The following is an 11,852-nucleotide window of genomic DNA, read 5'->3' as shown; positions in this document are numbered from 1 at the left end:
CCTCGTACTCCTTCTTCTCTACAAACAAATGCAGCAGTGCCGATCCTAGACTAAGTATGTAGAATGTTGTCAGAATATTTAAATTATTTGTCAGTATTGTTGGGGATTATGCTCTTAGGGACGGTGACGGCTTCTTTCAGACTAACCTCCCTTCATGAGCTTAATTACTTATAAATCAAGGGGGTTATTTACATGGAAGAAAGAACACAGCTGGACAAGACGTTGAAGCCGCATTGGGTCTGGGCGATTGCCTTAGGTTCGGCAATCGGATGGGGGAGCTTTGTCCTTCCAGCAGACTGGATGGCGAAACCGGGGCCGCTTGGGGCAGCGATCGGGTTTGGAATCGGCGGGCTGCTAATGATTATAATTGCGGTTAGCTATGGGTTTTTAATTAGGCACTTTCCGGTTTCAGGAGGGGAGTTTGCCTATGCGTATCTCGGATTTGGAAGGACGCACGCTTACATCTGTGGCTGGTTTTTAGTGCTCGGTTATATGAGTATCGTCGCTTTAAACGCATCGGCTATGGCCCTTTTGTTTAAATTTACGATTCCAAAATTAGCAATGAAAGGGCAGATGTACAGTATTGCTGGCTGGGACGTCTACTTCACAGAAGTGTTGATCGCCACGATCGCCTTGTGTGTGTTTGCCTGGCTGAACATTCGTGGGGCGTCTTTCTCAGGACGTCTGCAGTTCATCTTTTGTGTCATACTTGTATTAGGAGTAGCCGCTTTAGCGCTCGGCATGTTTACTCACCCTGACTCATCTTTCTCTCATTTACAGCCAGTGTTTAACCCGGAAATCCCAGCGATGTCGGCTATTTTAACGATTGTTGCGATTGCGCCTTTTGCTTTCGTTGGTTTTGATAACGTGCCACAGTCGGCGGAGGAGTTTGACTTCCCTGCCAAGAAAGCGTTTTCTCTCATCGTATGGGCCCTTATTTTTGCTACGATAATTTACGTAACAAATATTCTTTTTACTGCTGTGGGAATGCCATGGCAAGAACTTGTCGCTAAGCAATCGATTTGGGGAACAGGAGATATTGTTGCCGGTGCGTTTGGTAACGTCGGTTTAATCGTTTTGGCTATTGCTATTTGTATGGGGATTTTTACAGGCCTGAATGGGTTTTATGTATCGGCGAGCCGTTTGTTGTTTGCGATGGCCCGCGCGAAGATATTACCTGATGTATTCGGAAGACTTCATTCAACATATAGAACACCTTATGCCGGCATCATTTTTACGATGGTCATCTGTTTAGCAGCTCCATGGTTTGGCCGCCAAGTACTATTATGGATTGTGGATATGGCTTCTATCGGCGTAGCCGTTGCTTATTTTTATACTTGTTTTGCAGCTTACAAGTTCTTCAAATGGTCGGGAGATGAATCGGTCATGGAAGGGGCTGTTTCGCCAGGGAAGAAGTTTTGCAGCTTGCTGGGGGTCATTAGCAGCCTTTGCTTCGTTGTGTTGCTTGCTGTGCCAGGCTCGCCAGCATTTATGGGTGTACCGTCCTGGATTGCGCTAATCATATGGCTCGCTATCGGTGTTGTGTTCTACATGGTGCGCGGAAAATCCTATAAGCAAATTCCAAAAAAGACACTCGATTATTATATTCTTGGGGAACATAGCCATTTGGCCGATGGATTTAATCATCAAGGACCAACGGGGACAGACGAAAAGATCGCACCTTAATTAAAAGAACCAATTTCCGTTCATCCATTCAGGTGGGGGACGGAAATTGGTTTTTTCTTTGGAGCGCTTTTAGGTTATTTTTTTCGGCGGATGCCAATCACATGTCCGGCTTCTTTTGGTCTCGGAAGGTCTGCCTGCTCTTTAGCTAAGGACGAAATTTTTTCAAAAAGTTCATTTGGAAAGGGAGAAGGACGCCGTTGTTTTTGATCAATGCCCATTAGCATTTGCTCGCATGTGGCTGCACGTTTTCCATTTTCACCAAATAATTCAAAGAAAAAATGAACGCGCTTTTCATCATAATCTAGTATATGAAGAGATACCTCAAGTGCTTCCCGCGGTTTCATTTCTGCTAAATAACAAATGTGGCTTTCTAGTGTGAAAATAGTGTAGTCATGCCGTTTGCGAAAGTCGTCATTAAAGCCGACGTCCTCCATCCAGTTAAATCCTGCCCAGCTGAATACACGTGCATACTCGGCATCGTTCATATGGCCATTATAATCGAGCCATTCATCGCGTACGTGATCTTTGAGGATAATCCAGTTTTTATGCATAAGCTGTCCCCTTTCTTCTATTAAATTAGCAAACCCTCAACATGTTGTTGGATAGACGAGAAGCCATCTGAAGGTTCGAAGCGCTTAATTACAGTGCCGTTAGAATCAATGAGAAATTTAGTGAAGTTCCATTTGATAGAGTCTCCAACCAGCCATTCGGGATTTCGATCTGCGATCATCATTTTTAAGAGTTTTTCATTTATGTTTGAATCATCAAAGCCTCGAAATGGGGCAGCCTCTCTCAAATACTGAAACAATGGATCAGCGTTTTCTCCGTTTACCTCGATCTTTGAGAAAATGGGAAAGGCAACGCCATAATTTAACTGGCAAAATTCAGCCGCTTCTTCGTTACTGCCGGGTTCTTGGCCACCAAACTGATTGCATGGAAAACCGAGAATTTCCAAGCCAGCTTCTCTATATTGTACATACAATTTTTGCAAATCTTCAAACTGCGGAGTGAAGGTACACTTGCTAGCTGTATTAACAATAAGCAAAACCTTGCCCTTATAGTCTTTTAAATCGATTACATTGCCATCTTTTTGCTTTGCCGTGAAGTCGTGTATATTCATTTTTAACTCCTTTAAGCTTAGTTTATAATAATTATTATATAATAATATTCCTTTCTAGTCAAAAAGTAGCATATGAGTGTCTTGGTAAAGGAAGAGCTGCCATTTCATTAGGAAGAAACGGATTGGTCGTTTATAGTAAGGCATAGAACCATTAAGCGAAAGGGGTTTTAACTTATGAACGGAAAGAACCGTAAAGACATTCAGCCAGGATTAAAAGTCGATATTGTATTAAAACAGGACCAGAGAACAGGAAAAAGAACGACCGGCATTGTAAAGGACATTTTGACAAACTCCACCTCACATCCGCACGGGATAAAGGTAAGACTTGAAGATGGCCAAGTCGGGCGCGTGCAGCATATCCACCCTGGAGAGTGAAAACATGACGATAGAAATGATTAAAGTAATAGATGAGAAGCGGAATGAAATAGGCATTGCTTCAAGAAATGAAGTACATAAAAAAGGTTATTGGCATGAAACGTTCCATTGTTGGGTCATCAGTAAGAAAGAGAACGGTTACGACCTTCATTTACAAGTTCGCAGTGAAACGAAAAAGGATTTCCCTAGCCTGTTGGATATTACAGCAGCAGGCCATTTGCTTGCACATGAGACGGTGCAGGATGGCGTGCGTGAAGTTCAAGAAGAATTAGGGCTGGACGTTGCTTTTAACGAGCTGATTTTGCTTGGTATCATTCCGGATCGCCTGCACATAGCGGGTTTTTTAGATAACGAATGGTGCCACGTTTTTTTATATGAAAGCATGCGGCCTATTGAAGAATATTCCTTACAGAGAGAAGAGGTAGCCGGTATTGTTTCTGTAGACTTATCTGCCTTTTTAAAATTCTGCGAAGGGAAAGAGCGTACCATTTTAGGGGAAGGTTTTTTGATTAATCAAGATAACGAACAAATCCCATTTAGGCGGATGATCAGCAAATCAGACTTTGTCCCCCATGAGGAAGCCTACTTCAAAAATGTAGCTTCTTCTATACATAAGTATATTGGTCAATGGCAATGACGATGGACTTTAACGCAGGGAGAGCAACTATTCCTGCTTTTTCAAATTTTTCACAAAACCATTCAATAAGATTCTTTTCTTTTTATTAACTTTGCCTCGCTTCTTCCGATATAACTAATAGCAAAACCAAGCCGGAAGGGGCGGTAATGAGTGATAGATAAATTAGGGAATCAAAAACATTTAGTAATACCGGTAAATGCGGTGCAAAAACCGACAGAAGTTAACTTGCAGGAACCAAAGCAGGAAGAAACAACTGAAACAGCTGTGCGTAAGCCGGAAAAAGCAAAAATGGAAAAAATCGTGCAAGGAATGAATGATTTTTTAAAACCGTCAAACACTCATTTGAAGTTTGAATTTCATGATGAATTGGAAGAATATTACGTCACGATGATCGATGACGAAACACAAGAAGTCATCAGAGAAATTCCGTCAAAAAAGCTTCTTGACATGTACGCAGCCATGACGGATTACTTGGGAATTTTAGTAGATAAAAAAATTTAATTTCATGTGGGCGGTTTAGCACTCTAGCTAGCGCCCCACAGGATCTATCTTCAATTGTTATTATTTTCGATTATTAAAGGAGTGTTTTTTTTCATGGCAATGAAAAACCCTTATCAAACATATTCAAATAACGCCGTAACAACAGCTTCTCCTGGCGAATTAACCCTAATGCTTTATAATGGCTGCTTAAAATTTATCCATCAGGCAAAACAAGCGATTGCCGATCAAGATATTCAAGCAAAAAATACAAGCATTCAAAAAGCACAAGCGATTATTCAAGAACTCATGGTCACTTTGAACATGGACATGGATGTATCAGAAAACTTACTGTCTCTTTATGATTATTTAAACCGTCGTTTGATTGAAGCAAATATTAAAAATGACACAGCGATTTTAGAAGAAGTAGAAGGATTCGTGACAGAATTTCGCGATACATGGAAAGAAGTCATCCAAAAAAATCGCCAGCTCCAGCATGCCGGTGCGGGTGGCCAAGCATAATGTCTGCGGTAAAAGCTTGCTTTGACGTAACAGACAAGCTCTTCCAGCTTTTGCACCGCCAGTCAGCCGATCGGGATCAGATGATAACAGCGATTGAAACCCTTCTTGAACAAAGAGAAACTCTTCTTGCGGATGTGAAAGCGCCTTTTACGGAAGAAGAGCAGAAGCTTGGACAGGAAATCATCAAGCGTAACGCAGTGATTGATATGGAGCTAAAGAAATTAAAGGCGACGATTCAAAAAGATATGCAAAGCTTAACGAAAAAGAAGGATTCCGTGGATAAGTATGTAAATCCGTATGCGTCTATGCAGATGGACGGTGTTTTTTATGACAGAAAGAATTGACTTAGGGCGAACCCGCTTTTAGCTGGTTTGCTTTTTTATGATTTAAAGGGCAAACTTTAAATCTCCCACATTATTTCCGTGCAGCCAGCGTATACTTCCTCAATAAGTATGTGTCGTCCTGATCTCTTCTGCTTAGATCATGAGCAAAAAACCAAGTGACGAAATAGGCACTCTTTCTTACAATTTCGACAAACATTTTTACTAGGTTAAGCAGGAGTTTCCGAGGGAAAGGAGAAGTATATACACATAGTTATTTGTAAAGGAGGAGTCAGCATGTTAGACTACAGCATCCGTGGTGAGAACATTGAAGTAACTCCAGCAATTCGGGAATATGTTGAGAAAAAGATTAGCAAATTGGAGCGTTATTTTATCGAGTCTCCAAATGCCATTGTTCACGTAAACCTGAAAGTATATTCTGATAAAAATTCAAAAGTCGAAGTTACAATTCCAATGAAAAACCTTGTGCTTCGAGCTGAAGAACGAAATGAAGATATGTACGCAGCTATCGACTTAATCGTTGATAAATTAGAGCGTCAAATTCGCAAACATAAAACAAAGGTAAATCGTAAGTTCCGTGAAAAAGGTGAACCGCAAGATTATTTTGCTATCGCTCAAAGTGAAACAGCGTCAACACAAACGGAAGAAGATACAGATGAGTTGGCGATTGTTCGCACAAAGCAATTTGATTTGAAGCCAATGGATTCTGAAGAAGCTGTATTGCAGATGAATCTCCTTGGACATAACTTCTTTATCTATACAGACGCAGAAAGCAACGGTACTAATATCGTTTATAAACGAAAAGATGGAAAATACGGTTTAATTGAGACAAATTAAGAAAGATCAAAACCCCTACTGCTGATTGGCAGTGGGGGTTTTTTTGACAGATGAAAACAATTTTCTAGAAAATAAACTCCATCAAAACGACTGTTTTTATTGGAAAAGTAGTAGGATGGACAGGCTTGCTTCCTTGAAAAAGAAAATCCATAACGATTATCTTGTTGATAGTGAAAGAACCTTATCAAAACAACAGGTAAGGCGGAATAACTCGAAAAAAGAAAGAAGGGAAGTAAGCGTAAGATTCAAGAAAATTTTCCCTTAAAATATACAAAATAAAGAGAAAAAAGGTTAAAAATGGTATTTGATCAGTGAAGCTCTCCCTTTTTCATATTAGGCCTTGGTTTCAAGTTGAATCTGCCGCTATCATGGGTAGCGTAAAGACTGTGCCAGACACAGCTGCAGATTAACTTTCGTGTTGGCCGTTGATCTTTGCTTAACTATGTTGAAGGAGGAGTAAGTGAATGACAAAAAAGAAAAAGGTATCATCCGTACTGGCAATGACTCTAGCAGCGGGAACAATTTTTTCCGCTCCGGTATATGGACATGCTGCACAACAGGATGATGTTCATCCGTCCGAAAAGCAAGAGTGGGCAAAAAAGATCAATATGGGAAAAGTAAAAGGACAAGTGAATCAGCTTAAATCAATTGACAAGCAACTTGTGAAGATAGAAGAGAAGCTGGATGGTTATAAGCAGGAGGTCGATTCCCTAAATATTGAAACATCAGCGGCCGAAGAAAAACAACAAGAGGCACCTACCGTTGAAGAAACAGAAAAAGGCGAAGAATATGCAGGGAAATTAACGAGTTTAGAAAACCGTTTGAATGCTGTCAACCATCGATTAGACACTTTGTCGCTAAAAGGCGCAGCTGATGGAGAGGTTCAGAAGCGTGAACAAAAGGTTGAAATTCTATTAGTTCAAGTGAATACGTTAATTGAAACAGTAGCTGGAGAAACACCAGCGCCAACACCAGACGAAGGTGACGTAGAAGCGCCAGCGCCAACACCAGATGAAGGTGATGTAGAAACACCGGCGCCAACACCAGACGAAGGTGACGTAGAAGCGCCAGCGCCAACACCAGATGAAGGTGACGTAGAAACACCAGCGCCAACACCAGATGAGGGTGATGTAGAAGCACCAGCGCCAACACCAGACGAAGGTGACGTAGAAGCGCCAGCACCAACACCAGACGAAGGTGATGTAGAAACACCGGCGCCAACACCAGATGAAGGTGATGTAGAAACACCAGCGCCAACACCAGATGAAGGTGATGTAGAAACACCAGCGCCAACACCTGACGAAGGCGACACAGAAACACCAGTGCCAACACCAGATGAAGGCGATGTAGAAACACCAGCGCCAACACCAGATGAAGGTGATGTAGAAACACCAGCGCCAACACCAGATGAGGGTGATGTAGAAACACCAGCGCCAACACCAGATGAAGGTGATACAGAAACACCTGCAGCAGAAGATACTACAGGAACACCGGTAGTTGAGACTCCTGAAGCGCCAGCGGTAGAGGATGTGGCATCTGTTCAAGGCATTACTGATAGATTAGATCAGTTAGAAAGTCGTTTAGATGAACTTCAAGAGCAGATCAATTCTCAAGCATTACCTGAATCAGCATTATAAAAAGCAAAAGGCAGGCTCCCGTAGCAGGGAGCCTGCAAGCTGTTGATAAGTGCTTTCCATTAACCTGATAACTTTGTCTATCATTTCTAGGCTCTATATTCTTAAACATGAATGCAAAACGAAAGAACCTTTATCAATAGTCTCCACGATTCGTCAAATTTGGATATGGGGCGCGAGAAATGACTTTTTATTCCTGGCGCCTTCTCTACTATGGATTGACAATCCATGTTACTATAGAGAAAGAGTTGATGATCCAGGGGGGAGTAAATTTATGTTAGTTGGACGAAATGAACCATGTCCATGTGGGAGCGGAAAGAAATTCAAAAAATGCTGTGGAAGAATAGAAGGTTCTGCCATTCATGGAGTGATGCAGGAGGAACTTGAAAATCTGCAGCGTGAACTAATCGATTACGCCATGGAACATCATTCATATGAAATGAAAAAACACTTTCAATCATTCTTACATACATATGAGGTGCTTCGCAAAGATCCACAGGTGTATTTAATCGCTTTTGAAATTTGGTTTATTTTAACACAGCCTTTAAAAAATGGACAAACGATTCTTCAGGAATTCGTTGCTCATCGTGCGCAAACGGTGAATAGAGAACGGACGAGAACCGTTTTCCTTACATGGCCTCAAGTGAAGTTTATCGCAGGTACGGTAAAAACGGCGCGAGGAAATGTTTACGAAGTGGAAGACGTATTATCAGGAGAAACGGTATCTATTCGTGCACGCCGACAGCTGCCGATTGAGGGAGTATTCGTAAGTGGCGGTCTTCTTCCATTTGAAAAAGAGTATACATTTTTCATGATTGATTTTCATTTTGAACAATACGTTGTACCAAAAGCAACGAATTGGCTGTCCTTACAATTTAAACAATCGGAAGAAATCAGCTCACAACAATTCTTGGCGGCTAACTGGCTGTCTGTGTTAGAAGGGCTATTTTCTATCTATGAAGAGCAAAATGAAAGCGAAGAGAAGGCTTTAGACCATAGTGAATTGACATGGGAAAAAGAATCTCAAAAGAAAACAGCAGACGCCTTGCTTGCCTTTTTACAGGAAGAAGGGATAGGGGAGCTGCGCCAGCAAACAGCTGTGCTTCTCTGGAATTTATATTGCCAAAAAGAAAATCCAACTATTCGCAAACCGGAGATTTATACGGCTGCCGTTTATTCGCTTTTGCAATCTCATCAAATGATTGATACCGACTATTCAAATAGTCAGCTCGCTTCACGCCTCGGTGTATCCGCTGCAAGTCTGGCAAAGCGAGTGAAGGAAATGGAGCAGGTGCTTGAAGGACACTTGCAACAGGATAAACAAGCGTTACAAGTATAAAAACGCTCGTTTGCAGATAGCCCGTTATGTGGAGATAGACGCTATCTATACTTTTAAACGCCCTAAATGGGCGTTTTTACTTTTTAATCTAGTCTTTCGTCTATGCCGTTCAGTTGTTTCAAATAGGGGATAGTGGTAATATTAAATAGGATTTTATGAGGGTTTTCAGGCTCACGGACTAACTTGTTGCAAGTAAAAAGGAGCGGCTATAAATGGGCTTACTAACAAAAATGTTTGATGCAAATAAACGCGATGTTAAGCGGTTAGAAAAAATGGCGCAAAAAATTGAATCATTGGCAGACCAAATGGAAAGTTTGTCTGATGAGGAACTGCGCGCCAAAACAATAGAGTTTCAGGAGCGTTATGCAAAAGGTGAATCGCTCGACGATTTATTAACAGAGGCATTTGCAGTCGTACGCGAAGGAGCGCGCCGTGTGCTCGGTCTTTATCCATACCGTGTTCAGTTAATGGGGGGGATTGCCCTTCATGAAGGAAATATCTCTGAGATGAAGACGGGGGAAGGGAAAACGTTAACGGCCACGATGCCCGTGTATTTAAATGCTCTTTCCGGCAAAGGTGTTCACGTAATTACGGTTAACGAATATTTGGCTTCACGTGACGCTGTGGAAATGGGAGAGCTTTATAACTTCCTCGGCTTGACTGTCGGGTTGAACTTAAACAGTCTCTCGAAGGAAGAGAAAAAAGAAGCATACACAGCGGATATTACGTACGGAACGAACAATGAATTTGGCTTTGATTACTTACGGGATAATATGGTGCTTTATAAAGAACATAAAGTACAGCGCCCGCTGAACTATGCGGTGATCGATGAAGTAGACTCCATTTTAATTGATGAAGCGCGAACACCGCTGATTATCTCTGGCCAGGCCCAAAAGTCAACACAGCTTTATATTCACGCTAATAGTTTTGTCCGCACGTTAAAAGCAGAGGATGATTATACGTACGACGTAAAAACAAAAAGCGTATTGTTGACAGAAGAAGGAATTAATAGGGCGGAAAAAGCGTTCGGAATTGAAAACTTGTTTGATTTGAAACATGTAACGCTTAATCACCATATTAATCAGGCGCTGAAAGCACATGTCACGATGCAGCGAGATGTTGATTATGTAGTACAAGAAGATGAAGTTATTATCGTTGACCAATTTACAGGCCGCTTAATGAAAGGCCGCCGATACAGTGATGGGCTTCATCAGGCAATTGAAGCAAAAGAAGGCGTCTCGATTCAAAATGAAAGTATGACAATGGCAACGATTACGTTCCAGAACTTTTTCCGGATGTATGAAAAGCTTGCCGGGATGACGGGGACAGCTAAAACGGAAGAAGAAGAATTCCGCAATATTTATAATATGAAAGTTATCAGCATTCCGACGAATCGTCCGATTGCCCGCGATGACCGGCCTGACTTAATTTATGCTTCTATGGACGGCAAATTCCGCGCCGTTGTGGAAGACATTTATCAGCGTCACCAGCTGAAGCAGCCTGTGCTTGTGGGTACAGTCGCAATCGAGACATCTGAATTGATCTCTTCCTTGTTAACAAAACGGGGCGTTCCCCATAACGTTCTGAATGCAAAAAATCATGGCCGTGAAGCGGAAATTATTGTGGAAGCGGGTCAGCCGGGGGCCGTAACGATTGCGACTAACATGGCTGGACGCGGAACGGACATTAAACTGGGAGAGGGCGTAAAAGAACTAGGCGGTCTAGCCGTTATTGGTACGGAGCGTCACGAATCCCGCCGGATTGATAATCAGCTGCGTGGACGTTCTGGACGTCAAGGTGATCCGGGGGTTACGCAATTTTATCTTTCTATGGAAGATGAATTAATGCGCCGTTTTGGATCCGATAACATGAAATCGATGATGGAAAGGCTTGGTATGGATGATAGCCAGCCGATCCAGAGCAAAATGGTCAGCAAAGCGGTAGAATCCGCTCAAAAACGCGTGGAAGGCAACAACTTTGATGCCCGGAAACGCCTGCTTGAATACGATGATGTCTTGCGTCAGCAACGTGAGATTATTTATAAACAACGCGATGAAGTACTAGAATCAGAGAACTTGCGTGAAATTTTAGAAGGCATGATTTTAACGGTCATTAAGCAAGTTGTACAAGTTCATATGAGTGCGACTGAATCGGAAGAGCAGAAAGATCTGCAGTCGATTGTCGATTATGTAAATGGCAGCCTCTTAAGTGAAGGGGAACTGACAACCGCTGATTTACAAGGCAAAGATGCCGATGAAATGATTGATGTCATTTACGGAAAAGTAACAGCGCGCTATGACGAACGCGAAGAACAAATGGGCGAGGAGCAGATGCGCGAGTTTGAAAAAGTCGTTCTGCTTCGTGCGGTCGATTCTAAATGGATCAATCACATCGATGCCATGGATCAATTGCGTCAAGGGATTCACCTGCGCGCCTACGGACAAATCGATCCACTGCGAGAATACCAAAACGAAGGATTCGCTATGTTCGAAGCCATGGTTGCCTCTATTAACGAGGAAGCGGCTAAATATGTCATGAAAGCAGAAATCCAAAACAACCTGGAGCGGCAAGAAGTAGCTAAAGGTCAGGCTGTCAATCCGAAAGAAGACGAAGGCAGCAAAGCAAAGAAAAAACCTGTTAGAAAAGCACCAGCAGTCGGTCGAAACGAACCATGCCCATGTGGAAGCGGCAAAAAATACAAAAACTGCTGCGGGTGAGAAGAAAAGCGGAGCCGACTGTTTTGGCCCGACAAGCACAAGACTGGCCGGCTGAAAGGTTGTTCTGTAACCTTTCCGGACGGATTGGCTTGTGACCTCGAGGGGCAAGGAGGCGGAGCTAGACAGAAGAAAAGCGGAAGCGGCCCGCTTAGCCCGATAGGAGGTTG

The 11,852-nt window shown here is 42.5% G+C and carries 12 protein-coding genes; 10 read left to right on the top strand and 2 right to left on the bottom strand.

Annotated elements, in window-relative coordinates; genetic code table 11:
• Positions 1-192 precede the first annotated feature (192 nt).
• Positions 193-1,686, top strand: coding sequence for an APC family permease (locus AC623_RS17315; protein WP_082174465.1), 1,494 nt, complete (start codon positions 193-195; stop codon positions 1,684-1,686).
• A 74-nt stretch (positions 1,687-1,760) separates the two neighbouring features.
• On the opposite strand, the gene AC623_RS17310 is transcribed toward AC623_RS17315, so the two are convergent.
• Positions 1,761-2,237, bottom strand: a complete 477-nt coding sequence (locus AC623_RS17310; RefSeq protein ID WP_049664838.1) for a thioesterase family protein — start codon at positions 2,235-2,237, stop codon at positions 1,761-1,763.
• 20 nt (positions 2,238-2,257) lie between these two features.
• Positions 2,258-2,806, bottom strand: a complete 549-nt coding sequence (locus AC623_RS17305; protein WP_049664837.1) for a glutathione peroxidase — start codon at positions 2,804-2,806, stop codon at positions 2,258-2,260.
• Between the two features lie 174 nt (positions 2,807-2,980).
• Here AC623_RS17305 and AC623_RS17300 point away from each other — a divergent pair, with 174 nt between their 5' ends.
• The 9 genes from AC623_RS17300 to secA all read left to right on the top strand — a co-directional run bounded on the left by AC623_RS17300 (position 2,981) and on the right by secA (position 11,685).
• Positions 2,981-3,181, top strand: coding sequence for a YwbE family protein (locus tag AC623_RS17300; RefSeq protein WP_049664835.1), 201 nt, complete (start codon positions 2,981-2,983; stop codon positions 3,179-3,181).
• Positions 3,182-3,185: 4 nt separating this feature from the next.
• Complete coding sequence (locus tag AC623_RS17295) at positions 3,186-3,818, top strand: NUDIX hydrolase (RefSeq protein ID WP_049664834.1); 633 nt, start codon at positions 3,186-3,188, stop codon at positions 3,816-3,818.
• Between the two features lie 150 nt (positions 3,819-3,968).
• A complete protein-coding gene (gene flaG, locus AC623_RS17290) occupies positions 3,969-4,319 on the top strand; it encodes a flagellar protein FlaG (protein ID WP_082174464.1) in 351 nt (116 codons plus the stop codon).
• Between the two features lie 93 nt (positions 4,320-4,412).
• The gene (fliS, locus tag AC623_RS17285) at positions 4,413-4,817 is read left to right on the top strand and encodes a flagellar export chaperone FliS (protein WP_049664832.1); all 405 of its coding nucleotides are present in this window, start codon (positions 4,413-4,415) and stop codon (positions 4,815-4,817) included.
• The gene (locus AC623_RS17280; protein ID WP_049664831.1) at positions 4,817-5,161 is read left to right on the top strand and encodes a flagellar protein FliT; all 345 of its coding nucleotides are present in this window, start codon (positions 4,817-4,819) and stop codon (positions 5,159-5,161) included. The genes fliS and AC623_RS17280 overlap by 1 nt, the downstream gene beginning before the upstream one ends.
• Before the next feature lie 273 nt (positions 5,162-5,434).
• On the top strand, positions 5,435-5,995 hold the full coding sequence (gene hpf, locus AC623_RS17275; RefSeq protein WP_049664829.1) for a ribosome hibernation-promoting factor, HPF/YfiA family: 561 nt from the start codon (positions 5,435-5,437) through the stop codon (positions 5,993-5,995).
• Between the two features lie 464 nt (positions 5,996-6,459).
• The gene (locus AC623_RS17265) at positions 6,460-7,632 is read left to right on the top strand and encodes a hypothetical protein (protein ID WP_049664824.1); all 1,173 of its coding nucleotides are present in this window, start codon (positions 6,460-6,462) and stop codon (positions 7,630-7,632) included.
• A gap of 271 nt (positions 7,633-7,903) precedes the next feature.
• Positions 7,904-8,968, top strand: coding sequence for an AsnC family protein (locus AC623_RS21835; RefSeq protein ID WP_049664822.1), 1,065 nt, complete (start codon positions 7,904-7,906; stop codon positions 8,966-8,968).
• A 212-nt stretch (positions 8,969-9,180) separates the two neighbouring features.
• Entirely contained in the window at positions 9,181-11,685 is a 2,505-nt protein-coding gene (secA, locus tag AC623_RS17255) for a preprotein translocase subunit SecA (RefSeq protein WP_049664820.1), read from the top strand.
• Positions 11,686-11,852 lie beyond the last annotated feature (167 nt).

This window comes from Bacillus sp. FJAT-27231, from assembly GCF_001183975.1.
Classification (GTDB): Bacteria; Bacillota; Bacilli; order Bacillales; family Domibacillaceae; genus Pseudobacillus; species Pseudobacillus wudalianchiensis.
This window is presented reverse-complemented; position numbering and strand designations above follow the sequence as displayed.

What these genes read in the sequence shown, in the direction of transcription:
- AC623_RS17315 (WP_082174465.1), top strand. Translation starts at nt 193, where the DNA reads ATGGAAGAAAGAACACAGCTGGACAAGACGTTGAAGCCGCATTGGGTC.
- AC623_RS17310 (WP_049664838.1), bottom strand. Translation starts at nt 2,237, where the DNA reads ATGCATAAAAACTGGATTATCCTCAAAGATCACGTACGCGATGAATGG.
- AC623_RS17305 (WP_049664837.1), bottom strand. Translation starts at nt 2,806, where the DNA reads ATGAATATACACGACTTCACGGCAAAGCAAAAAGATGGCAATGTAATC.
- AC623_RS17300 (WP_049664835.1), top strand. Translation starts at nt 2,981, where the DNA reads ATGAACGGAAAGAACCGTAAAGACATTCAGCCAGGATTAAAAGTCGAT.
- AC623_RS17295 (WP_049664834.1), top strand. Translation starts at nt 3,186, where the DNA reads ATGACGATAGAAATGATTAAAGTAATAGATGAGAAGCGGAATGAAATA.
- fliS (WP_049664832.1), top strand. Translation starts at nt 4,413, where the DNA reads ATGGCAATGAAAAACCCTTATCAAACATATTCAAATAACGCCGTAACA.
- AC623_RS17280 (WP_049664831.1), top strand. Translation starts at nt 4,817, where the DNA reads ATGTCTGCGGTAAAAGCTTGCTTTGACGTAACAGACAAGCTCTTCCAG.
- hpf (WP_049664829.1), top strand. Translation starts at nt 5,435, where the DNA reads ATGTTAGACTACAGCATCCGTGGTGAGAACATTGAAGTAACTCCAGCA.
- AC623_RS17265 (WP_049664824.1), top strand. Translation starts at nt 6,460, where the DNA reads ATGACAAAAAAGAAAAAGGTATCATCCGTACTGGCAATGACTCTAGCA.
- AC623_RS21835 (WP_049664822.1), top strand. Translation starts at nt 7,904, where the DNA reads ATGTTAGTTGGACGAAATGAACCATGTCCATGTGGGAGCGGAAAGAAA.
- secA (WP_049664820.1), top strand. Translation starts at nt 9,181, where the DNA reads ATGGGCTTACTAACAAAAATGTTTGATGCAAATAAACGCGATGTTAAG.